General features: G+C 71.5%; 22 protein-coding genes. 9 read left to right on the top strand and 13 right to left on the bottom strand.

What is annotated here, in order from left to right; genetic code table 11:
• The first annotated feature begins 87 nt into the window (after positions 1-87).
• Together LRP67_RS18860 and LRP67_RS18855 are read left to right on the top strand one after the other, a co-directional pair.
• Positions 88-1,050 (top strand): hypothetical protein, encoded by a 963-nt coding sequence (locus tag LRP67_RS18860; RefSeq protein ID WP_231271694.1) that lies wholly within the window; start codon positions 88-90, stop codon positions 1,048-1,050.
• 31 nt (positions 1,051-1,081) lie between these two features.
• The gene (locus tag LRP67_RS18855; RefSeq protein WP_231271693.1) at positions 1,082-2,341 is read left to right on the top strand and encodes a calcium-binding protein; all 1,260 of its coding nucleotides are present in this window, start codon (positions 1,082-1,084) and stop codon (positions 2,339-2,341) included.
• A gap of 39 nt (positions 2,342-2,380) precedes the next feature.
• On the opposite strand, the gene dapC is transcribed toward LRP67_RS18855, so the two are convergent.
• Together dapC and fdxA are read right to left on the bottom strand one after the other, a co-directional pair.
• The gene (gene dapC, locus LRP67_RS18850; protein ID WP_308189786.1) at positions 2,381-3,490 is read right to left on the bottom strand and encodes a succinyldiaminopimelate transaminase; all 1,110 of its coding nucleotides are present in this window, start codon (positions 3,488-3,490) and stop codon (positions 2,381-2,383) included.
• Positions 3,491-3,497: 7 nt separating this feature from the next.
• On the bottom strand, positions 3,498-3,824 hold the full coding sequence (fdxA, locus tag LRP67_RS18845; protein ID WP_231243332.1) for a ferredoxin: 327 nt from the start codon (positions 3,822-3,824) through the stop codon (positions 3,498-3,500).
• Positions 3,825-3,887: 63 nt separating this feature from the next.
• Between fdxA and LRP67_RS21960 the strand changes: the two genes are divergently transcribed.
• Positions 3,888-4,826, top strand: a complete 939-nt coding sequence (locus LRP67_RS21960; RefSeq protein ID WP_231271692.1) for a GNAT family N-acetyltransferase — start codon at positions 3,888-3,890, stop codon at positions 4,824-4,826.
• A gap of 195 nt (positions 4,827-5,021) precedes the next feature.
• On the opposite strand, the gene LRP67_RS18835 is transcribed toward LRP67_RS21960, so the two are convergent.
• Genes LRP67_RS18835 through mshB form a run of 3 tightly spaced genes read right to left on the bottom strand, consistent with a single transcriptional unit; the run spans position 5,022 to position 8,072 of the window.
• Positions 5,022-6,797 (bottom strand): VanW family protein, encoded by a 1,776-nt coding sequence (locus LRP67_RS18835; RefSeq protein ID WP_231271691.1) that lies wholly within the window; start codon positions 6,795-6,797, stop codon positions 5,022-5,024.
• Positions 6,798-6,806: 9 nt separating this feature from the next.
• Complete coding sequence (locus tag LRP67_RS18830) at positions 6,807-7,154, bottom strand: hypothetical protein (RefSeq protein ID WP_231271690.1); 348 nt, start codon at positions 7,152-7,154, stop codon at positions 6,807-6,809.
• A 3-nt stretch (positions 7,155-7,157) separates the two neighbouring features.
• Positions 7,158-8,072: an N-acetyl-1-D-myo-inositol-2-amino-2-deoxy-alpha-D-glucopyranoside deacetylase gene (gene mshB, locus LRP67_RS18825; protein ID WP_231271689.1), complete on the bottom strand. Its 915-nt coding sequence runs from the start codon at positions 8,070-8,072 to the stop codon at positions 7,158-7,160.
• A 25-nt stretch (positions 8,073-8,097) separates the two neighbouring features.
• Between mshB and LRP67_RS18820 the strand changes: the two genes are divergently transcribed.
• Complete coding sequence (locus tag LRP67_RS18820) at positions 8,098-9,165, top strand: hypothetical protein (RefSeq protein WP_231271688.1); 1,068 nt, start codon at positions 8,098-8,100, stop codon at positions 9,163-9,165.
• Here the strand turns inward: LRP67_RS18820 and LRP67_RS18815 are convergent, their stop codons facing one another.
• Complete coding sequence (locus LRP67_RS18815) at positions 9,166-9,840, bottom strand: (deoxy)nucleoside triphosphate pyrophosphohydrolase (protein WP_231271687.1); 675 nt, start codon at positions 9,838-9,840, stop codon at positions 9,166-9,168. It abuts the gene before it with no gap.
• Between the two features lie 42 nt (positions 9,841-9,882).
• Here LRP67_RS18815 and LRP67_RS18810 point away from each other — a divergent pair, with 42 nt between their 5' ends.
• The gene (locus LRP67_RS18810; RefSeq protein WP_231271686.1) at positions 9,883-10,959 is read left to right on the top strand and encodes a hypothetical protein; all 1,077 of its coding nucleotides are present in this window, start codon (positions 9,883-9,885) and stop codon (positions 10,957-10,959) included.
• Between the two features lie 28 nt (positions 10,960-10,987).
• On the opposite strand, the gene LRP67_RS18805 is transcribed toward LRP67_RS18810, so the two are convergent.
• From LRP67_RS18805 to LRP67_RS18795, 3 genes are all read right to left on the bottom strand, one after another.
• A complete protein-coding gene (locus LRP67_RS18805) occupies positions 10,988-11,794 on the bottom strand; it encodes a thioesterase family protein (RefSeq protein ID WP_231271685.1) in 807 nt (268 codons plus the stop codon).
• Between the two features lie 63 nt (positions 11,795-11,857).
• Positions 11,858-13,318, bottom strand: a complete 1,461-nt coding sequence (locus tag LRP67_RS18800) for a serine/threonine-protein kinase (protein ID WP_231271684.1) — start codon at positions 13,316-13,318, stop codon at positions 11,858-11,860.
• Positions 13,319-13,375: 57 nt separating this feature from the next.
• Positions 13,376-13,819, bottom strand: a complete 444-nt coding sequence (locus LRP67_RS18795; protein ID WP_231271683.1) for a GreA/GreB family elongation factor — start codon at positions 13,817-13,819, stop codon at positions 13,376-13,378.
• Positions 13,820-13,984: 165 nt separating this feature from the next.
• On the opposite strand from LRP67_RS18795, the gene LRP67_RS18790 reads away from it, so the two are divergent.
• The 4 genes from LRP67_RS18790 (at position 13,985) to LRP67_RS18775 (ending at position 17,084) form a co-directional block, all read left to right on the top strand.
• Positions 13,985-14,518 (top strand): DUF2243 domain-containing protein, encoded by a 534-nt coding sequence (locus LRP67_RS18790; protein WP_231271682.1) that lies wholly within the window; start codon positions 13,985-13,987, stop codon positions 14,516-14,518.
• Between the two features lie 241 nt (positions 14,519-14,759).
• The gene (locus LRP67_RS18785) at positions 14,760-15,446 is read left to right on the top strand and encodes a response regulator transcription factor (protein WP_231271681.1); all 687 of its coding nucleotides are present in this window, start codon (positions 14,760-14,762) and stop codon (positions 15,444-15,446) included.
• Positions 15,447-15,665: 219 nt separating this feature from the next.
• The gene (locus tag LRP67_RS18780) at positions 15,666-16,334 is read left to right on the top strand and encodes a LuxR C-terminal-related transcriptional regulator (protein ID WP_231271680.1); all 669 of its coding nucleotides are present in this window, start codon (positions 15,666-15,668) and stop codon (positions 16,332-16,334) included.
• A gap of 39 nt (positions 16,335-16,373) precedes the next feature.
• On the top strand, positions 16,374-17,084 hold the full coding sequence (locus tag LRP67_RS18775; protein WP_231271679.1) for a GAF domain-containing protein: 711 nt from the start codon (positions 16,374-16,376) through the stop codon (positions 17,082-17,084).
• Positions 17,085-17,815: 731 nt separating this feature from the next.
• Here LRP67_RS18775 and LRP67_RS18770 read toward each other — a convergent pair.
• The 4 genes from LRP67_RS18770 to LRP67_RS18755 form a co-directional block, all read right to left on the bottom strand.
• Positions 17,816-18,154, bottom strand: coding sequence for a hypothetical protein (locus LRP67_RS18770; RefSeq protein WP_231271678.1), 339 nt, complete (start codon positions 18,152-18,154; stop codon positions 17,816-17,818).
• A gap of 266 nt (positions 18,155-18,420) precedes the next feature.
• Positions 18,421-18,879, bottom strand: a complete 459-nt coding sequence (locus LRP67_RS18765) for a hypothetical protein (protein ID WP_231271677.1) — start codon at positions 18,877-18,879, stop codon at positions 18,421-18,423.
• On the bottom strand, positions 18,870-19,454 hold the full coding sequence (locus tag LRP67_RS18760; protein ID WP_231271676.1) for an ArsR family transcriptional regulator: 585 nt from the start codon (positions 19,452-19,454) through the stop codon (positions 18,870-18,872). The genes LRP67_RS18765 and LRP67_RS18760 overlap by 10 nt, the downstream gene beginning before the upstream one ends.
• A gap of 763 nt (positions 19,455-20,217) precedes the next feature.
• On the bottom strand, positions 20,218-21,192 hold the full coding sequence (locus LRP67_RS18755) for an RDD family protein (RefSeq protein WP_231271675.1): 975 nt from the start codon (positions 21,190-21,192) through the stop codon (positions 20,218-20,220).
• Positions 21,193-21,275 lie beyond the last annotated feature (83 nt).

The raw sequence follows: 21,275 nt of genomic DNA, 5'->3' as shown, positions 1-21,275 counted from the left end.
ACCTCCACCGCGGCTCCCGTCGTCGGAGCCTATGGCCCGCGACACCTCGGCCGTCGGCCTTTGGGTGCCATCCGGAGAATGGGACCCATGGGACGAGGGAGGGGAACGGCCATCGTCGCGCTCGCGGCGGTCGGGGTCGTGGCGGCGGTCGGCTACGGCGTGCTCACGCAGGGCGACGAGCTCGGTCTCGGCGCGGCCGACACCTGCTCGGTGACCGTCGACGGGCACACCGTGGAGCTCGAGGTCGAGCAGGCCGAGAACGCCGCGCTCATCTCCGCCATCTCGGTGCGCCGCGGCCTGCCCGCGCGCGCCGCGTCGATCGCGCTGGCCACGGCCTACCAGGAGTCCGACCTCTACAACATCGACTACGGCGACCGGGACTCCGTCGGCCTGTTCCAGCAGCGCCCGTCCCAGGGCTGGGGCACCGTGGACGAGATCCTCGACCCGGTCTACGCGACCAACGCGTTCTACGACGAGCTCGTCGAGGTCGACGGCTACCAGGGGATGGAGATCACCGCGGCGGCGCAGGAGGTGCAGCGCTCCGGCTTCCCCACGGCGTACGCCGACCACGAGGCCGACGCCCGGGCGCTGGCCTCGGCGTTGACCGGCAACTCGCGTCGCGCCTTCACCTGCGACATCGACGACGACAGCGAGGCCACCGACCCCGCGCTGGTGGACACCGGGCTGACCGCCCGCGCCGACAACGTGCGCGAGGAGGTCCGGGGCGTCTTCGGGGAGGTCCCGCTGGGCGGCTTCGCGCCCGGCGGGGTGCGTGACGGCCACATGGAGGGATCCGCCCACTACGACGGGCGGGCGGTGGACATCTTCGTGCGCCCGATCAGCGCCCAGAACAAGAAGCGCGGCTGGGCGATCGCGCACTACCTGGTGGCCCAGGCCCAGCGGCTCGACGTGCAGACCGTCATCTTCGACGACCGGATCTGGCGGGCCGGCAACGACGAGGGCTGGCGCGACTACGACCCGCCGTCGCGCAGCGGCGACCGCAGGATCCTCGAGCACCGCGACCACGTGCACGTCGACGTCTTCGACTGACGGGACCGCTCGCGCGACGTAGCATGCGGCGATGACCGCCTCGAGACTCGTCGCCGCACTGGTCGCCCTCCCGCTGATCGCGCTTCCGGCCGCGGCAGCGCCGTCGACAGCGGCCGCCGAGACCGACCCCTGCGCCTCGCCGACGATGCTCGGGACACCGGGAAGCGACGAGCTGACCGGCACGAGCGGCCCGGACGTCATCGACGGTCTCGGCGGGCACGACGTCATCGACGGCGCCGGGGGCGACGACGTGCTCTGCGGCGGCGGCGGGTCCGACTCGCTCATCGGCGGGGACGGCGACGACTCCCTCTACGGCGAGCTCGACGGCTGGATCAGCCTTGAGGAGGTGGGGCTGTGGGAGGGCGACATGCTCGAGGGCGGCCCCGGGGACGACCTGCTGGACGCCGGCCACGACCCGCGGCCGGACCCCGGGGGCGACACGGGGGACGAGGGGGAGGTGCTGAGCTTCGAGCGCGCCGCCGCAGGGGTCGACCTCGACCTCATGGCCGGCACGGCGGAAGGTGAGGGGACCGACACGCTCGTCGGTGACTTCCACGAGGTCGTCGGCAGCGACCACGCCGACCGGATCGCCGGCGCGGCCCACGGCGAGACCCTCGTGGGACGCGGCGGCGCGGACACGATCTCGGGGGGTCCGGGCGACGACGACGTCCTGACCGGAAGCGACGAGGACGACGACGAGGACGGCGCCGACGGAGTGAACGACGGCGCCCGCGACAGCGCCGACGGCGGCGCCGGCGACGACTGGCTGAACGGCGGCCGCGGCGACCGGCTCGCGGGTGGGACCGGCGACGACCTCGTGGATGGGAACCGGGCCCGGACACTCCTCGGCGGCCCCGGCCGCGACATACTGTTCAACACGATCGCGTCTGGTGGTCCCCATCTCCTCCGGGGCGGACCGGGTTGGGACCGGGCATCGCTGACGGCGCCGGTCGCATGGCGCGGCACGGGATCGGAGATCCTCCGGGGCCGGGTCGAGCTCGCCTCCCAGGTGGCCCGCTTCCATCGGCGGCGCGGCATGGTGCGGGTCCGGCTCGAAGGCATCGAAGGGGCGGGCATCTCCTCCACCGGGCGCTGGACGTTGGTCGGCACGCACCGCAACAACCTCCTGGAGGTCGATGCCGACCACGGCGCGGTCCTGATCGGCCGCGGCGGCAACGACATGCTGCGCGGGTCAGCGCGGGGCGACGTCCTGCGCGGCGGACCCGGCTTCGACACCGGCTGGGGTCGCGGCGGCCGGGACCGCTTCCAGTCCATCGAACGGCGCGGCTGACCGACATCGAACAGGTGCGCACGACGAACCGGAGTACCTCTAGCCCAGGCGGGACACGGCCGCGGCGACCCGCTCGTCGGTGGCGGTGAAGGCCACCCGCACGTGCCGGGTGCCGGCGGCGCCGTAGAACGCGCCGGGGGCGGCCAGGATGCCGCGCTCGGCCAGCCACGCGATGGTCTCCCAGCAGTCCTCGTCGCGCGTGGCCCACAGGTAGAGCGCCGCCTCGGAGTGGTCGATCCTGAAGCCGGCGCCCTCGAGTGCGGACCGCAGCGCCGTACGGCGGGCGGCGTAGCGCGCGTGCTGCTCGGCGACGTGGACGTCGTCGTCGAGGGCTGCGACCATCGCGCGCTGCTGGGGGCCGGGCATGATCAGCCCGAGGTTCTTCCGTACGGCGAGCAGCTCGCCGACGAGCGCGGGGTCGCCGGCCACGAACGCGCAGCGGTAGCCGGCCAGGTTCGAGCGCTTCGACAGCGAGTGGACGCTCAGGATCCCCTCCGACGAGCCCCCGCACACGTCCGGGTGCAGCACCGAGACCGGCGAGACGTCCCAGCCGCTCTCGAGGTAGCACTCGTCGGAGACCAGGATGGTGCCGCGCTCGCGGCACCAGTCGACGACCTTCTTGAGGTGCTCGACGGGCAGCACCCGGCCGGTGGGGTTGGAGGGCGAGTTGAGCCACAGCAGCGCCGGCATCTCGGGGCCCAGCGCGGTGAGGGAGTCGCTCGGCACGGCGCGGGCGCCGACCAGCTTGGCCCCGACCTCGTAGGTGGGGTAGGCCAGCTCGGGGTAGACGACCAGGTCGCCCTCGCCGATGCCGAGGTGGGCGGCGAGCGTGCCGATGAGCTCCTTGGAGCCGATCACCGGCAGCACCTGGTCCAGGCCCAGCCCGGTCACGCCGTGGCGGCGCGCCAGCCAGTCCAGGCACGCCTGGCGGGTCTCGGGTAGGCCCACCGTGATCGGGTAGCCCGGGTCGTCGGCGGCGTCGCGCAGCGCCTGCTGCACCACCTGGGGGGTGGGGTCGACGGGGGTGCCGACCGACAGGTCGACGATGCCGTCAGGATGCGCTCCCGCCCGAGCGGCGTACGTGGTGAGACTGTCCCAGGGGAAGTCGGGGAGCCGCGAGGAGACCAGGGGCCGGGGGGGCAGCGTCACGCAGCAGTCACTCGTCGTGCTCTTGCGGCTCGAGCGCGGCGACGATCGGGTGGTCCTTGTCGATCTCCCCCATCTTGGCCGCGCCGCCGGGCGAGCCGAGGTCGTCGAAGAAGCCGACGTTGGCGGTGTAGTAGTCCTTCCACTGCTCCGGCACGTCGTCCTCGTAGAAGATCGCCTCGACAGGGCAGACCGGCTCGCACGCACCGCAGTCGACGCACTCGTCGGGGTGGATGTAGAGCATCCGCTTGCCCTCGTAGATGCAGTCGACCGGGCACTCGTCGACGCAGGCACGGTCCTTGAGGTCGACACACGGCTGGGAGATGACGTAGGTCACCGGTTCCTCCTGAGGACGGTTCGGTCCGAGCATGCGAGAGCGTGCTCAGCCTAGTATCCCGCCGTGGCACAGATACATGAACCCCACCATGTGAGCGAGGGCACCGGCGGCCGGCACATGCTCGGGCCGCACATCGTGGGTCAGCGCGTGGTCGTGCGCCGGGTGGTGCGGGGCGAGACCGGGCCGTCGGGCGGTGCGGCCCTGACCGACCTGCTCGGCGTCTGTACGGCGTGGGGCGACGACGCCTGCGTCGTCCAGCCCGAGACCGGGGCGCCGGTGCGGATCCCGCTCGCCGACATCGTGTCGGGCAAGCCGGTGCCGCCCCGGCCCTCGGTGCGCCAGCGCGTGCCGCCCGCAGACGCGCAGCGGCGCGGCTTCGCGCTGTTCGCCGACCTGGAGACCCGATCCCTGGGCGGCTGGGTGCTGCGCCGCTCCCCCACCGCCGCCGCCCGCCGCGCCAACTCGGTGCTGGCCTTCGGGCCGGCGGGAGTCTCGGACGCCTACGACGAGGTGGTGGCGTTCTACGACGCGCACGGCGCCCGGCCGATCGCCGCGGTGCTCCCGGGCTCGGAGGAGGAGGCGTTGTTCCGCGACCACGGCTGGGGTCTCGAGAGCCACGACGCCGACACCGTCTTCCAGCTCGCCGCGGTCAGCCAGGCCTCGCGGTCGCTGCGCGGCGTCGGCTCCGACGCCGTGGAGGTGGCCCTCGACATCGCCGGCCATCAGGCCACGGCCCGGCTGATGCTGGACGGGGAGCAGGTGGGCGGCGGCGTGGCGGCGTACGCCGACGACTGGGTCGGCTTCCGCAGCCTCGAGGTGGCCCCGGCCCACCGGCGCCGCGGGCTGGCGCTCGTGGTCATGGCCGAGCTGCTCGACTGGGGCGCCGAGCGGGGCGCCACGACTGCGTACCTGCAGGTCCTCGGCGACAACGAGCCGGCGCTCGCGCTCTACGCGCGCCTCGGCTTCCGCGAGCACCACCGCTACCGCTACCTCGCCCGCTGACCCGGCGCTCCCGGGCGGCGCGCCGCGCACCACATCCCTGAAACAGGGGTTCCCTGCTCTCTGGCCATGGCCCACCCGACGCAGCCTGCGAGCGGCTGGTCCTCGCGCGCTTCGGTGCCGACCTGGGGCGGTCGTAGCGGGCGTCGCTCGGGGGATGGATACCCGGTCAGCCGGGTATCCATCCACCCCGTGGCGTCACCGGTCGGGCTTCGGTTTCGGCTCGGGCGCAGGCGGCTTGCAGACGACGGTGTCGGAGGGGGTGTAGACGGTGTGGAACTTCTCCTCGTGGTCGAGCTCGTCGGAGCCGGGCTTCTTGAAGTAGCGCCAGACGTCGACCTGGAAGCCGGAGTAGCCGGTGTTGGGGTAGCAGTCGGCGGTGTCGAGGGTGCGGGTCTTGGGCGGGACGTAGGCGTAGCGCTCGCTGGTCCGGGTCGTGATGTCCCAGGTCTTGGTGGAGTACATCGACACGGTGAGCTCGCCCTGGCTGGACGGTGTGCTCGGGTTCAGCGTGGCCTTGATCAGGACGCCGTGGTCGGTGTCGTTCTGGAAGCGCAGGTCGACCGCACCCCAGGCGACGGTGGCCTCACGCCCGACCGGGTAGCGGTCGATGTAGAAGGAGTGGGGCTTGTGCTCGATGTCCTTGAGCCCGGCGAAGAACATCGCGTTGAACACGGTCGTGGCCATCTGCGAGACCCCGCCGCCCAGGTCCTCCTTGAAGATCCCGTTGCTGATGATGAAGCCCTCGGTGAAGCCGTTCTCCCGGGTGCGCTCACCGACGGTGTCGTTGAGCGAGAAGGTCTCGCCGGGCTCGAGCAGGGTGCCGTCGACCAGCTCGGCGGCGCGCCCGATGTTGGTGTTGCGGTACTCCGCGTAGGGGAAGTACGTCGTGAACGACGAGACCTGCCTCTTGATCCCGAGCGCGCGCGCCTCCTCGGTGGTGAAGTCTGCCTCGGCGACCGTCGCCTCGACCTTCATCTCGCGCTCCCCCTCGGGCTTGACCACGAGGGCGAGGAAGGCGTCGGTGACGTCGGCCGGCTCGTAGGTGACACCGGGCTTGGCCGGCACGACGCGGGGCTTGCCGTCGACCACCTTGAACGTCGCGTCGACCGGGGCGCCGTCCTCGCTGATGCCGTTCGAGACGAGCCGGGTCAGCTTGTCGGTGTCGAGCTCCGGCACGAGCTCGCCATCCTGGGCCTTCATGCCGAGCACGGAGCCGAACTGCCGCGGCTGCAGTCGCACCCGCGAGTCCCCGAAGACCAGGGTGACCGGGCCGGAGAGGGCCGGGTTGGCGAACTCGTCCAGGGCCCGCTGCACGTCGGCGTCGTCGATGTCGGGCTGGGCCGGCGTCAGGCTGAGCTCGGGCACCGGGTCGCCGTAGAGGTAGGCCGGGACCAGCGCCTCGCGCAGGGCCTCGGGGTCGATCGCCTCCCCGACCACGGGGTCGGTCACGACGATCTCGCCCTTGCGGAAGCGCACCTCGCCGTCGGTCGGCTCGGAGCCGAGATCCTCGCCCAGGCGCCCGACCAGCGCGGTCATGGCCGCCTCGTCGACGTCGACCACCGCGTCCAGGTCGTCGCCACCGGTGAAGTAGTCCCAGAGCCGCCCCGGCTCCCAGCTCTGCTCGCCGCCCGCCGCGGCGACCGACGCCTGATAGTCGACCGACAGCCCCGCCTCGTTCGCCGTCACGACCTCGGTGCGGCCGCCGACCTCGACGCTCAGCGGCGCATCGTCCCGGTCGGCGAGCCCGTCCTCGAGCGCAGTGACCGCGGCGTCCTGGCTGCGTCCGCCGATGTCGATGCCCGCAACCGTCGTGCCGCGCGGCACCTTGTCACCGGCGACGAGGTACGCCGCGGTGTAGCCGCCGGCGAGCAGCAGCACGAGGCCCACGAGGAGCATCAGGACCAGTCGCCCGCCCTCGCGCTCGCGGCGCGGCTCTTGCTCGGTCGCGGTCTTCTCGTCCCACAGGGTCACGCACGCATCCTACGAAGCAGGCGGGCCCTGACCGGCATCTGCGCGCCCCGGCCGCGGCAGCGTCGCCACCGACACCACCGTCACCACCAACCCCAGGGCCAGCAACAAGTAGCCGTTGACGTCCGACGAGATGAGGTAGCCGCCGCGGCCCCGCGGCACTGAGAGGTAGCCGGCCATGGCCGCCCAGCCGACGCCGTACGCCGTCCGCGACCACCAGCCCGCGGGCAGCGCGAGCAGCGCGGCGGTGGTGGCCAGGACGGCGAGGAGCAGCCCCCACCAGGCCTGGTGCAGGGCGACCGACGCCACCGCCGTGGCCGCGCCCGCGACCAGCAGGCCGACCGCCGCCAGGGCCCGCACGCGTCAGACGCCGGCGAAGAGGTCGGTCTCGAGCCCGTCCTCGCCGACCTCGCCCTGGACGCCCTTGGCGATGCGGAAGTACTCGATCCCCCAGGCGGGCGACCCCACGTTGTTGGACAGCGCGAAGAACGGCCCGTCGGTGGTGATCTGGGTCTTGTGCGCGGCCAGCGCCCGCATCTTCTGCTCGTGGTAGTCCTGCGCGTCGACGGCGGCGGCGAGGTTCTCGTCGCTCGTCACGAACGGCGGCAGCGGACCGTCGGGGTCCATGCCCTCGAAGGTCGTGGTGTCCCCCGACTCCCGCAGGAGACGCAGCCCCTCGCGCATCCGGCTCTCCGACATCGCCCCCCAGTAGATCTTCGCGATGTCCCAGGCCTCGCCGAGGTCCCGGCGGTACGACGGCACCGCGGCGAGCGCCGCGCCGTACATCGCGACCCGGTGCGCCTGGATGTGGTCGGGGTGGCCGTAGCCGCCGAACTCGTCGTAGGTGACCAGCACCTGCGGGCGCACCTCGCGGATCACCTCGACCAGGTGCGTGGCCGCCTCGGTGAGGTCGGCGTTCCAGAACGCGCTCTCGTGCACGTCGTCCGCGGGCACCGCGTGGCCGTCCTCGTGCCACTTCATCCCCGAGTCCCGGTAGGTGCCGAAGCCGCCGAGGTAGCGGTGGTCGGTCACGCCCAGCGCCGCCATGGCATCGGCCAGCTCGCCCCGGCGGTGCTCGCCGAGCATGTCGTCGCGGTCGGCGGCCAGGTGCTCCAGCTCCGGCACCAGGATCTCGCCCATCTCGCCGCCCGTGCAGGTCACCAGCGTCACCCCGCGGCCCTCGGCGACGTACTTGGCCATCGTGGCGCCCTGACCGATGGACTCGTCGTCGGGATGGGCGTGCACGAGCAGCATCCGGTGACGCGGGGTTTCAGTCATGTCCGGAAGCGTAATGATGCAGCCCATGCGCCGTCTCCCCGTGTCAGCCCTCGCCCTGGTCACCGCCTGCTCGCTGGCCGGATGCGGGCTGCTGCCCGGCTCCTCCGACCTCGACGAGGCCCTCGAGGTGATGCCGGCCGACGCCACCACCGTCACCTACGTCGGTCGCGCCGCGTTCGCCGAGCGGGAGGGCGTCGACGACGTCGTGACCGGCGCGGACGACGAGGAGCTCGAGCGGTACCTCGAGGCCGCGACGACGGCGGCGTTCACGCGCCTCACCCCGCACCTGAGAACGATGCAGGAGGCGGCGTTCACCGATCTCGACGTCGAGTGGGAGGTCGTCGCCTCCGGCGCCGACGACGGGCCGTGGACGGCCTGGAAGATCAACGACGACCTCGACCTCGACGACGTCGGCGACGACCTCGTCGATGCCGGCTACGAGGAGTCCGAGATGGGCGGCGAGCGGGCGTTCACCGCCGACCTCGGCTCTGCGGACCCGAACACGCAGCTGGTGGGCGGGCGCTACCCGGTCGCGGTCATGAACCAGGTGGTCCTCGTGCCGGACGAGCACCTGATCCTCACCGGCGCGGACCCCGAGACCCTGCTCGACGTCGTGACGGACGACGAGGACTCGCTGGTCGACGCCCAGGACTTCGAGACGGTCGTGGGGGCCGTCGACGACCCCGAGTTCGCCCACCTGCAGCGCGACCTCGACTGTGCCGCCGCGCTCGGCGGCGCCACGGGCGGGGACGACTCGGGCCAGGCGGAGTCGATGACCTCTGAGGCAGGGCTCGAGGACCTGCAGCGACCGGAGGCGACGGCCTTCCTCGTCCACGGCGACGACGCCGAGACGACGACCGTGCTCGCCTTCGACGACGCCGACACGGCCGAGGCCGACGCGAGCGCGCGCGAGGCGTGGCTCGAGGATGGAGGGATGCTGCTGCGCACCCAGCAGCCGATCGACGACATCGCCGACTGGAGCGTCGAGGCCGACGACTCGCTGGTGCGGATCGACCACGCGTTCGACGACGGGGTCGACATGGCCGCGCGGGCGGCTCTGGCCGGCGACGGCTTCACCCTCTGTGCCCCGTAGCTACGGGGCGTCGCGGAACCGCCGCTTGGGCTGCGTCGGCAGCTCGACCGGCTCGGCGGCGGCCTCCGGCGCGGGTGAGTCCACGTCCAGCCAGCCGTCGAACTCGTCGACGAGCAGCTCGACGACGAACGCCGGGGCGTCGCTGACGACCGCCCACGGGTGGTCCTCGTCGTCGTCCTCGCCCTGCAGTCGCTCGCGCACGACGCCGGCCTCGTAGCCGTCGCGCGCCAGGCGGCGGGCGGCGCTGCGCGCGTGGTCCTCCTCGAAGAAGACAGCGCGCAGCAAGGGCTCCGGCGCTCCGAGGCGGGCGGCCAGCTCGGAGAGGAAGGGCCGGTCCGGCTCGAGCCAGTCGACGTCCGCGAGCTGGTCGCGCGTGAGCCACCGCACCTCGTCGTGCTCGGTCGGCTCCGGCTCACCCGCGACCAGCCGCACCAGCGCGACGCTCAGCTCGTGGGTGTCGCCGATCGGCACCCGGCCGCTCAGCCAGTCGGTGACCTCGACGGTGCAGCCGAGCTCCTCGGCGACCTCGCGCACCAGCGCATCGCCGGGCAGCTCGCCGTCCTCCACCTTGCCGCCGGGCAGCTCCCAGCGGCCCGCGACCTCGGGCGGCGTCGTACGACGTGCGGCCAGCACCCGCGCGTGGCGCACGAGGGCGGCTCCGACGACCTGCTTCACGCACCCGAGCCTAGGCCCCGCTCCCCTGGGTACCGTCGGCCCATGACCGGCGAGGGCGTCCACCTGACGCGGACCGACGAGAACGTCGTCGAGATCGACGCGCTCGCGCGGCTGCTGGGCGGCCGCGTGCCCCTCAGCGGCGTCCTGTCCGACCTCGACCGGCAGGGACGGCGCACCTGGGCTCCCGGGCGCGCGGTGCACGAGGCCTTCACCTTCGACGCACCCGACCGACGCGACCGGCGGTGGTGGCCGCAGGGCGTGACCACGTCGGCCGACGCCTCGGGCACCGGCCGGGCCGAGGGCCGCAGGCTCGTCGTCGTCGCCTGGTACGCCAAGCAGCTGCCCGGCGACCCTCCCGGCCGCCAGGGCGCCCGGATCACGCTGTTCGACCTGGACAGCCGCCGCTACCGCCACGTCCTGCTCGTGGTGCCGACGATGAAGGACGGGGTGCTGAGGCTGTCGCCGCTGCGGGTGCACGCCGGCGGCATCGTGTGGTTCGGCGACCACCTGCACGTCGCCGCCACGGCCAAGGGCTTCATGACCTGCCGCATGAGCGACCTGATGCAGGTGCCCGACGAGGTCGCGGGTGAGCGCGGCGCGATCGGCGTCGAGGGCGACCGCGTGGCGTCCTACGGCTACCGCTACGTGCTCCCGGTCCGGTTCTCCTACCGCGCCCACGCCGAGGAGGGCCAGGAGCGCCTGCGCTACTCCTTCCTGTCGCTGGACCGGGGCTCCTCGCCGCCGGCGCTGGTGGCCGGCGAGTACGCCACGCGGGGGCGCACCCGACGTCTGGCGCGGTTCCCGATCGACCCGGAGACCACGCTCCTGGAGACCGGCCACGACGGCCGCTCCCTCCCCAGCGACATGGAGGAGGGCGTGGGACACATGCAGGGCGCCGTCGTGGCCCGCGGCCGCTACCACGTCACGGTGTCGCGCACGCCGTACTGGCTCGGGTCGGTGTTCGCCGGGACCCCCGGGCGCTGGCGCGAGCGGCGGCTGGCCACGCCCATGGGCCCGGAGGACCTCGCCTACTGGCCCGAGACGGACCTGCTGTGGTCGGTCACCGAGCACCCGTGGCGGCGCTGGATCTTCTCGATGCGGAGGTCATGGTTCGACTGAGCGGAGCGGCTTCGTCGCTCCATGCGAGTCAGACGCGCGGGAGCAGCGCGAGCTGGCGGCTCTGCGCGACCAGGCGGCCCGCGGAGTCCCACACCTCGCAGTCCTCCTCGAACATCCCGCCGGCCACGTTGCGACTCTCGTGGCGCACCCGCAGCCACCCCGGCGCCGGCCTGGCCCGCACGTGCGCGGTCAGCTCCAGCGTCGGCGCCCAGCCCGGGCCGGCGATGTTGAAGGTCACCGGCGGCAGCGCGTCGAGCACCATCAGCAGCGACAGCGGGTCGGGCTCCCGGCCGTCCTCGAGCTTGAACCAGGCGCTCATCACGGCTTGCCCGCTGGGCTTCCCCACCGCCCAGCCGACCTGGTCGGGGTGGAAGCGCATGTCGAAGCGACCCATCAGCGGCGCGATCCGGCGGATCTCCTCCGGAGCCATCGAGCTCGGCACGCAGTCCTCGAGCGGCGGCAGGTCGAAGGGCCGGGCGGTGGTGCGGACGTCGTGCCCGTGGCGCTCGAGGTCGCCGTACGTCGCCAGCACGGTGATCCGGCCGTGGCCGTCCTGGCACAGGTTCGCGGCGACCGTCGAGGTGCTGCCGCCGGAGCGCCGTACGTCGACGTCGACGGTGGCCGGGCCGGGGGTCGCGGCGCTCAGGAAGTAGGCGCTCAGGACCAGCGGGTCCGGCTTGTCGGGCAGCGCCGCGCGGATGGCGTTGCCCACCACGCCGAGCAGGTAGCCGCCGTTGACGGCGCCGCCGACCTGCCAGCCGGGGTCGAGCTCCGCGGCGTAGCGCCCGTCGCCCTCGGGGGTCACCGCGGTCGTCTTGTCGAACACCGATGGCATGCGGAGAGCCTAGGGCCGCTCACGCTCGCCCTGCCGGCTGGGTCGCGCCTCCGTGAGCGCCACTCAGCCGATGACCTCGTCGTCGGCGATCAGCAGGCCGTCGCCCGCCTGCTCGAGGTAGAGCCGGCGCACCTCGGTCTTGACCACGCCTCCGGTCGTGTAGGTGAGCGTGACGTCGACGGTGCCGGGCTCGGACTCCTCGGTGCCCTCGACCACAACGTCGTCGACGCCGCCCCAGAAGCCCTCGAAGGAGTCGCGGCCCACCTGGTCCTGGAACGGGGGCGCGAGCAGCTGCCACGCGCGGTCGGTGTCGGCGGGCAGGGCGGCGTAGTAGTCCTCGGCGAACGCCTCGGCGTCGGAGGAGGCGGGAGGTGCCGGCACCTCGGACGTCTCCTCGGTCGACTCGGGGGTGCCGGCGCTGCTCGGCGGGTCGGTGGACGCCTCCGGCGTCTGAGCGCCGCCGCTCTTCGACGGCGCAGCCGACCTCGACTCGTCGGGGTCGGCGGACGGGTCGTCGCCGTCGCCCTGCAGCAGCAGGAACGCGGCGCCACCGACGATCAGCAGCAGGGCGAGCAGCCCGGCGACGATCAGCGGGCCGCGCCGGCGGTGCGGCTCCTCGACCGGGGGCGCGGGGGCGACCACCGGTTCCTCGGGCGTCTCCTCGGGCTGCGGGGCGGGGGCGCGCGCGGCGGTGGTCGTCGGACCCGACGACGTCCGGCGGAGCACCTGGGCGCACTCGGCCATGGTGGGACGGCGCTCGGGGTCGGGGTCCATCATCCGCGCGATCGGCGCTCGCAGGGGGCCGGCGCTCTGCGGCGCCGGCGGCTCCTCGTGGGCGATCCGCGCCATGAGCGCGAGCGGGTTCTCCTGCGAGGGGTACGGCGAGTGGCCCTCCACAGCGGCGTACAGCGTGGCCCCGAGCCCCCACACGTCCGAGGCGGGCGTCGCGTCGCCGCCCCGCGCCAGCTCCGGGGCGAAGTACGCCGGTGTGCCGGTCATCAGCCCGGTCTGGGTGAGCTTGTCGTCCCCCTGGCTACGGGCGATGCCGAAGTCGCTGATCTTGGCGACGCCGTCGTCGCCGACCAGCACGTTGCCCGGCTTGACGTCGCGGTGGACGGTGCCCGCCGCGTGTGCCGCGGCCAGCCCCTCGGCCACCTGGGCTCCGATCGCGGCCACCCGCTCGGCCGGCAGGGGCCCCTCGGCGGCGACGATCTCGGCCAGGGTGCGCCCGGGGACGTACTCCATCACCAGCCAGAGGTGCTCGCCCTCCTCGACCGCGTCGTAGACCGAGACGACGTGGGGGTGGTTGAGGGCGGCGGACGAGCGAGCCTCACGCATCGCGCGGGCCAGGTGGGGCAGCGACTCTCCGGGCAGGCGACCGACCCGCTTGACCGCGACCTGTCGCCCGAGCCGCTCGTCGTAGGCGAGCCACACGCTGCCCATGCCGCCGCGGCCCACCTCCCGCTCCACGCGGTAGCGCCCCCCGATGGGCTCCGGGGGCGCGGCGTCTCCTGGAGAGTCCATGACGCCCCTCTACCCAGTCGGCCGCCGATCAGTCCTCGGCGTGTCGTGACCCCGGACTCAGACCCCGAGCACCTTCGCCTCCAGCGTGACGCCGCCTCGGGGCTTGTAGGTCACCGTGTCGCCGACCCGCGTCCCGACGATCGCGCGGCCGAGCGGGCTCGACGGGGTCACGACGTCCACACCGGCGGAGGCGGTCTCGACCGAGCCGATCAGGTACTTCTCCGGGCCGTCGCCCAGGTCCAGGGTGACGACGTCGCCCACGGACACGACGCCGTCGGTGTGCCGGCGGCGCCGGCTCTCCTCGATCTCCTTCTCGACCGCGGCGATCCGCTCGTCGAGGAGCTGGAGGCGGATCGTGGCCTCCACGTTGGTGGCGCGGTCGGCGGCGTCCCCAGTAGCGACGATGAGGCTCTCGGCCCGTACCTGGTCGCGCTCCCCACGAAGGGCGGCGAGGCGATCGGTGAGGATCTCGGTGCTGGCAGTGGCGCTGGTGATCGTCATGGTGGCTCTTTCGCACGGAGGTGGGTCCGGGGATCGCCCGGTCCCGCCTCAACCGCCTGGGGTCCCGAGTTATGCCCCGAAAGGCGAGGCAATTGTGCCAGTGGCTCAGCAGCGGGGCCGAGGCTCCCCGGCGCATGACGGGACGGGGCGTGGGTACCGCCGCTTGTGACCGAGAACGCCGCTCCCCCGCCACCTCCGAGGGCCTTCGGACTGCTCTACGGCATCGGCTTCGGCGGGTTCGTCGACGGCATCGTGCTCCACCAGATCCTCCAGTGGCACCACATGGTCAGCGACGTCGCTGAGTACCCGACCACGACGGTCGCGGGCTTGGAGGCCAACACGCTGGCCGACGGCCTGTTCCACGTGGCCACCTGGGTGTGCCTGCTCGCCGCCACCGTCCTCGCCATCTCCACGTGGCAGCGCGGGCGCCTGGCCCCCACCTGGCGCTTCCACCTCGGCCTGATGCTCGCGGGGTGGGGCCTGTTCAACCTGACCGAGGGCCTGGTGAACCACCAGCTCCTGGGTGTCCACCATGTCCGCGACGACCTCGGGGCACCGCTGTCGTGGGACCTGGGCTTCCTGGCCTCAGGCGCTCTCCTTGTCCTCGTCGGGTGGCTGCTCCACCGCAGCGGAGCCCGCGCCTGGGCGACGCGGGCGGTCAGCCCGGAGACCGCACCCGCGGCTGACAGGTCGGCCTAGAACGTCGCCCTCTGACCGGCGGGCTCCCCGCCCTCGAGTCGCTCCCAGGTCCCATCGGAGTTGCCAGACCCCGCGGCGACGTTTCGAGGACTGATCATCGCGCAACGGCGCTACCCCGACCAGCGACACCGCACGTTGATCGGCACCGCGGGGTGCACGTCTCCCTTGTCGTCCGCTGTCTTCGTCGGCCCCCGCGGCTTCCCTGGCGCGCGGGGGCGACACCTGATCTAGGCTCATGCATGTGCATCAGGAATCGAAGCGGCCTTTGAGGCTGGCGATCGTAGACGACTACGCGGTCGTAGTTGCCGGGGTCGCGGGATTCTTGGCGAGTGAAGACATCGACGTGGTCGAGACCGGCGCGTCCACCACGGTCCTCTCGGACGTGGACGTGGTCCTCTTCGACACCTTCGCCCAGGTGCAGGGTGCGGGGATCGACCTCGAGGACTTCGTGCGCGACAGCGACGCCATGGTCGTGGTCTACAGCTGGAATCTCGCGCCCCAGCTGATCGCGCAGGTCATTGCCGCCGGAGCACGTGGCTACCTCTCGAAGGTCCTGCCGGGCCCGCAGATCGTGGCGGCGTTGGAGCGTGTCGTCCGGGGCGAGATCGTGATCCTCCCCGGTGATGAGGACTCGAGCGTCGGCGGCGACGGCGACTGGCCGGGACGCGATGTAGGACTATCACCTCGCGAAGCCGAGGTGATCGCCCTGATCACCCAAGGGCTGAGCAACCAGGAAATCGCCGCGAGGTCGTTCCTGAGCGTCAACGCGATCAAGACCTACATCCGCACGGCGTACCAGAAGATTGGAGCCAACCGACGCTCCCAGGCCGTGTTGTGGGGCATGCAGAACGGCTTCCAGCCCGATACCTTGCGTACCGTTGATCCCCACCTCGTGCTGCGCAGCAGCCGCCGCTTCCCGCCGCCCTGACGCTAGACCTCCTCAGGTTCGCCCGAACCAGGGTCCACTCTGTCCGCTCCGCTGGGAGGGCGCCGGCTCTCAAGGCTGCCGCTATGCCCAGCGATGTGCACCCCCAACGGAACGGATTGGCGGCCTGGGCCTCATCTGCCGACCGTGGCGCCTGTCCCGCCCGCCTCCTCACCCCAGTGAATGGTGCTGACGAGGTCAAGCTCGCCTAGGTTCTCGGCTATGCCAGCCGGTCTGCGCGTCGCCATCCTTACCTCCCGGGACCTTGTGCGCCACGGGGTGGAAGGGATGCTGGCGCGCCTCCCCCTTCCCGTCTACTTCGTGGACAAGATCGATCACTCCTACGCCGCTGACCTCATCATCGTGGACGCCACCGGCACACCGGACGCCGATGCGGCTGGGCTTCAAGGCGTCACCATCGACGACCTCGCCCCCGTGATCCTGCTGACTTCCCGCGACGCCGCTCCCGGCTTCGACACGTGGGAGACGCCCATCCATAGCTACGTGACGGTCTCGGCAACGGACGCCGAGCTCGTAGGGGCCGTCGCTGCGGCCCTGCGCGCCTCGATGGTGACCCGGGCCGCACGCGCCGTCGCGTCTCCGCGCATCAGCGACGGGCTGTCAGGGCGAGAGCTCGACATCTTGAAGAGCGTCGCCGCTGGGAAGTCCAACCACGAGATCGCCGCGGATCTGTTCCTTGGCCTGAACACAGTCAAGACCTACATCCGCGCCGCCTACAAGAAGATCGGCGTCACTACCCGCCCGCACGCCATCTTGTGGGCCTTGGGCCACGGCCTCGGACGCGGCGGAGTAGGCCACGTCGTCGAGGGCACTCACGAGCAGTGGGCCGGAGACGACCCCGAGTCGAGCGACGCACCGCTCGGACCCTGATGCGTGCGTGCTCCTGGTGGGCACGGGTACCAGCGCTCCATGGAGCCCATCCCGGAGACTGTCGTGGCGATCGAAGATTTCGGACCGTTCGCGATCGAGCACGTCGACTTGCAGGCTGAGCTCTTGGAGATGGCGCACCGGGTGCAACAGGTGGTCCCGGAGTGCGTCGGGCTCAGCATCGGGTCGAGTATCGACGGGGTGACGTTCACCGTGGTGGCATCCGCGGCAGAGATCGCGGCGCTGGACGCGGTCCAGTACCTTGAGGGCGGTCCCTGCGTGGAGGGCGCCAAGGGCGAGGAAGCACTGGCTTACAACCACGACGAGCTCATGAACGAGCAAGGGTGGCAGTTGTTCGCACGGGCAACCCACGCCCAGCACGTGGCAAGTACCCTCACGCTTCCGATCATGGCCGGCGGGCGCGTGGTGGGCACGGTGAACCTGTACGCGGCCACCCCAGACGCTTTCGACAACCATCACCAGGCCGTCGCTGACATCTTCGGCGCCTGGGCGTCGGCGGCGGTGAGCAATGCCGATCTCTCGTTCGCCACCCGGACCACGGCCGAACAGGCGCCCGCCATACTGCGCGACGAACTTGACATCACCAAGGCCTGGAGCATCCTCGCCACGCGGGAGGGCATCGACATCGAGACGGCCCGAGCACGACTGACCGAGGCCGCGCGGCGGGCAGGTGCGAGCGAGGGCCAGCTGGCGCGGATCCTGATAGAACTGACCGCTGACAACGACGCTTGACCACGAACAAGAACGACTCGTCCCGGGAGCCTCGTCGCCACTACCGAGCATGCTGCCCCTCTCAGCGATACCGTCCTGGGCGACGTCCTTTTGGATTCGACCCCAGAGCGTCGAAGCTCGTTCGACGCGTGAGAAGCGGACCCGCCACATGCCCTTCCCCGAACCAAGGGCTGCGTCACCACTCGTGCCAGCGTCGCCGAGGGACTCTCGCCGAACCCGTGGCGGGTGGGTGATCGCGAAGCGGCCACGATGCATCATGCCGCGACGCGGCGCCACCCCCGCACGATCGTCTCGTGGCTGCGCGGCTGCCACCCCCGTGTGGGTGCTGTGGAGCCGGACGCGACGAAGGTACGTCATGGGGAAAGTGTCGAGGTGGACTAGCACGCCACCTTCGCCGAGTGCCTGGCGTAGTGATGGAGATGCGGCACCACGAGCTCCATGCTGTGACCCGGCCCAACCGGCTCACGGGTCAAGCGAGTCGACATGCATGCTCGTACTCTCCCTCGCCGACTCCCCCACCCCGGGCGATCACGAAGCGCGGACACCTCCAATCTGGCTCCTCGTCGTACAGTCCAGTCGATCCGGAGCAGACGCCCCAGCCGTCGCCCACCCTGTGCGTCGCTCCAGATTTCCGCGCTCCCCCAAGTGCCACACAGACCCGTGAATCACCTGTACCGGCGCAGGCGCGTGAGTGCGTCGGGCGGAGCCCGACACGTTGGTGATGCGGTGGGTCACCTGGCGTCGAGCTGCACGGTGTGTCCGAGTCGTTCGAGGTGTGCGACGAACCGGCGGGCATGGGCCTCGTCGTCACGGCGGGCGAGCCAGTCAGCGCCGAGGTCTTGGTAGGGCTCGTCCTTGGTGAGCATGTGCCAGGCCGACACCAGATCGAGTGCGCAACCGCGACCTGCGCCCGACCGGTGCCGCCTTGCTTCGCGATCCGCGCGTGCTGAGCCGACAGGTAGTTCGACTGGCGCATCCGCGCCACGGATCCGGCTGACCAACATCGCGGTCAGCCACTTGTTGCCGTGCCGCTGGCCGCGGAGGACCGCGTGCGCGACGCCGCGGCGCACCTGTTCACCGAGGTCGTGGGCTCTGGTGAGGGCACTGTGAGGGCGGAACGTCCCTGAACGCCCCACAAGCCTCTGACCTGCGCAAACCGTGATGCGTTAGACGTTGAAGCGGAACGAAAATGGGGCTTTTGGGTGCCCTTGGTCATCATTGGCCAGAACCGAAGACCACGGTCTGACCTGCGGAAACGCGTCGGCGGGGCGTTGAGCGTCGTTGGCCGGGATCGGCCTCAGCCGGACTTCTTGCGGACTGTTTGCGGACCGCTGGGTCACGGCGAGAGCTCTCGAGCGAGGGCCGCGTCGAACAGCGTCCGAGCGACCTGCTCGGCCTTCTCGGTCGCCGCGGCACCCACCGGCTTCGCCTCGTAGCGGTCCTGGTTACGAGCGCGACGCAGGCGGTCGAACTCCCGCGCCGCCCGGTCCGCTGGCGGCCTGTCGAGGACGGCACGCAGATAGCGGCCGAGCGCCTCGTGCTGGCCCGGCCCGTTGGTCGTCCGGAAGCCGTACGCCGCCAGCAGCGCCTCGCCGGTGTCGTGGCAGACGTCGTAGGCAATGCCGTACCGGACGACGACGCTGGTGAGCAGCGGCAGCTGGTTCAGCCGCTCCTCGGCCTGACGCAGAAATGAGGTCGCACGCGCGAGGTCGGCGGGCACGACGTCGAGACGTCGCGCCTCGACCAGCGCGAGGACCGTCGCGTGCTGGACGCGAGTGAGCGGGGTCAGTGCCACGGCAGGCCTCCGATCACGGCGACCGCCGGGCCGTTGCGCACGTTGTCCAGGAAGCCTGAGCGTGCGGCGAACTCCGCTGAGGTGAGGATCGTCGGGTTCACCGGACGGTGCACCGCGGCCTCGACTCGAGTGCACGCCTCGTAGACCGTGTCCACGTCGGGTTCACCGAGCACCATCACGTCGATGTCGTGCGGTGCCGGACCGGCATCGCCGAGCATCCGTGCAGCGAAGGAACCGTAGAGGAACGCCGACTCGATCCCGTCGATACGACCGAGCTCCTCGGCCAGGATCACCACCGGGCCGGTCACGACCGTGAGGATCTCGCGCAGGGGGTCCACCAGCGGGCTCTCGTCGTTGGCGCGGATCAGCCTCGTGCGGCCCACCTGTCGCTCGCTCAGGATGCCGGCGTCCACCAGGCGCGCGACCTCGCGGTGCGCGGTCGGGTAGGCCAGGCCGGCCTGCCTGGCCAGATCGGTCACGCTCAGCTCGTCGCCGGTCAGCAACAACGTGGAGAGCAGACGCGCCTGACCGTCCGACCGGAAGATCGGAGCGAGAAGCGGCGCCTCGGTTCTCATTTAACTGAGAATATCCTCCGTTATATCGACAGTCAACGGCGCCGGACTAACCCCAGAATTTCGGGTCGCCGCTGGTCTCGATGTGGTCGAGGAGCCCCTGGACGTTCTTGGACGGGCGCTTGCCACATGGCGACGAGCTAATGGGCCGAAGATGCGATTCGAGACCGGACTGCGGGACTAAGCTCCAAGGATGCACGCAGACGACAGCCGCCCGAGCGGAGCCGGGGTCACGAAGGACTACAGCAGCCTTCCGCCACACGTGCGGCTTGACGAGACCATCACCAGTGTCGATGCCGAGCCGGTGCCGGACCCCCAAGCGGGACGGAACGTGGACCAGCACCGAGCCCTGCGCGACGACTGACCACGATCCGACCAAGCGCCACCACGTGCGCCCGCACACGCCGCCATCCGCGCGGTAGCAAGCTACGTCTTACCGCCGCCAAAGGGTCACGCGGCCGTCGCTTCAACCGACCGATCCAAGCCTCACTCGGGATCGTGACGGTGATGCCCGTCGTCGCCGCAATCCGACAGAGCAGGTAGCTCAGGGGTGTCCGGTACGACGTACGCCGACCGATCGATCTGACCCCAAAACGGCTACATCGTGGACCATGCCGCTAAATTTCTTGCGGACTGTGTGCGGACTGGCAGGGGTCGCACCCCCTCTGACCTGCGCAAACAGGCCGATTCAGACGTTGAAGGGGAACCTGTCCCCCGTGAACGGCCGCAGGTCCTGCATCGCCGACTGCACCGCGCCCGCGAGCACTCACCGACCCGCCCCAGCGGGGCCGACGACGAGGGTGTCGCCAGCGAAACGGTCGTGCCAGGCGCGGCCGCCGCGCTTGTCGTCGGCGATGCCGATCGCGATGGTGATCACCGCGGCGAGCTGGGCCAGGCTCCCGATGAGTCCACCGATGATGGGGACCACCCCCGCGATGCCGAACGCCACCCAGATGTTGCGCCGCAGCGCCTGCTCCAGGGTCGGGACGTTGCCGGACGCGTCGACCACCCGCAGCTTCATGAGCGTCTTGCCGATCGTCTGGCCGTCCCGGGACTCGAGGAAGCCGAAGTAGCCGAGGTTGAGCGCGGCGCCGAGGACGGCGCTGATCGCACCGGCCACGATGCTCGAGGCTCCGGTCGCGACGAACATGCCGCCGGACTGCCCGAGGAGGGCACCCACCACGACGACACCGACGATGATGGCGTTGACGACGCCCAGCAGCACGAAGTCGATCAGGCGGGCCACGGCTCGGACGCCTACGGAGGCGACGGGCGGTAGGGCGGCTGGCTGGGCCGCTTCAGCGGCGTAGTCGGGGATCTCGGTCATCAGGTTCTCCTCGAAGTGCTTCGGCCGGTCGGGCCGAGGTTCGGTGTGATCAGGACGGGCTGGCGCCTGGTCGGCGAGACGGGGGGCGTCCTCCGCCGGGGGGTCGGCCAGGGTGGCGAGCAACATCGGCAGCTCCTCGATGCTGTCCACGGTCGATACGACCGCGCCCAGCCGGAAGAGGAGGTACGTGGGCACCGTGCTTACCTGGTACGTCCGCGCCGTGTGCGGACTGGTCGCGACGTCGAGGCGGGCACATGACAGCTCGCGGTTGACCCGCGCAAAGGAGGTCAGCCAGTCGATGTCGTCAACCACGACCGTCGCATCGTCGCGGAACTCGACGAGGCACGGCAGCGCCGAGCCCAGGACGACATCGGCGAACGTCGCGTCGGTGACGACCCGCACGACGCCCGTCATGCGGCACGCAGGATGAGCAGGCAGAGGTCGTTGTTGGTCTCGTCCACGGGTCAGAGCGTGGCTCCGGACGTGGGGAGCGCGGT

This window comes from Nocardioides sp. cx-169 (genome assembly GCF_021083605.1).
Classification (GTDB): Bacteria; Actinomycetota; Actinomycetes; order Propionibacteriales; family Nocardioidaceae; genus Nocardioides.
This window is presented reverse-complemented; position numbering and strand designations above follow the sequence as displayed.

Excerpts from the sequence above, each read along its gene's own strand:
- LRP67_RS18755 (WP_231271675.1), bottom strand. The coding sequence starts at position 21,192 with ATGACGGGCGTCGTGCGGGTCGTCACCGACGCGACGTTCGCCGATGTC.
- LRP67_RS18805 (WP_231271685.1), bottom strand. The coding sequence starts at position 11,794 with ATGCCATCGGTGTTCGACAAGACGACCGCGGTGACCCCCGAGGGCGAC.
- LRP67_RS18860 (WP_231271694.1), top strand. The coding sequence starts at position 88 with ATGGGACGAGGGAGGGGAACGGCCATCGTCGCGCTCGCGGCGGTCGGG.
- LRP67_RS18780 (WP_231271680.1), top strand. The coding sequence starts at position 15,666 with ATGCCAGCCGGTCTGCGCGTCGCCATCCTTACCTCCCGGGACCTTGTG.
- LRP67_RS18800 (WP_231271684.1), bottom strand. The coding sequence starts at position 13,318 with ATGGACTCTCCAGGAGACGCCGCGCCCCCGGAGCCCATCGGGGGGCGC.
- LRP67_RS18820 (WP_231271688.1), top strand. The coding sequence starts at position 8,098 with ATGCGCCGTCTCCCCGTGTCAGCCCTCGCCCTGGTCACCGCCTGCTCG.
- LRP67_RS18795 (WP_231271683.1), bottom strand. The coding sequence starts at position 13,819 with ATGACGATCACCAGCGCCACTGCCAGCACCGAGATCCTCACCGATCGC.
- LRP67_RS18775 (WP_231271679.1), top strand. The coding sequence starts at position 16,374 with ATGGAGCCCATCCCGGAGACTGTCGTGGCGATCGAAGATTTCGGACCG.
- LRP67_RS18760 (WP_231271676.1), bottom strand. The coding sequence starts at position 19,454 with ATGAGAACCGAGGCGCCGCTTCTCGCTCCGATCTTCCGGTCGGACGGT.
- LRP67_RS18855 (WP_231271693.1), top strand. The coding sequence starts at position 1,082 with ATGACCGCCTCGAGACTCGTCGCCGCACTGGTCGCCCTCCCGCTGATC.
- LRP67_RS18810 (WP_231271686.1), top strand. The coding sequence starts at position 9,883 with ATGACCGGCGAGGGCGTCCACCTGACGCGGACCGACGAGAACGTCGTC.
- mshB (WP_231271689.1), bottom strand. The coding sequence starts at position 8,072 with ATGACTGAAACCCCGCGTCACCGGATGCTGCTCGTGCACGCCCATCCC.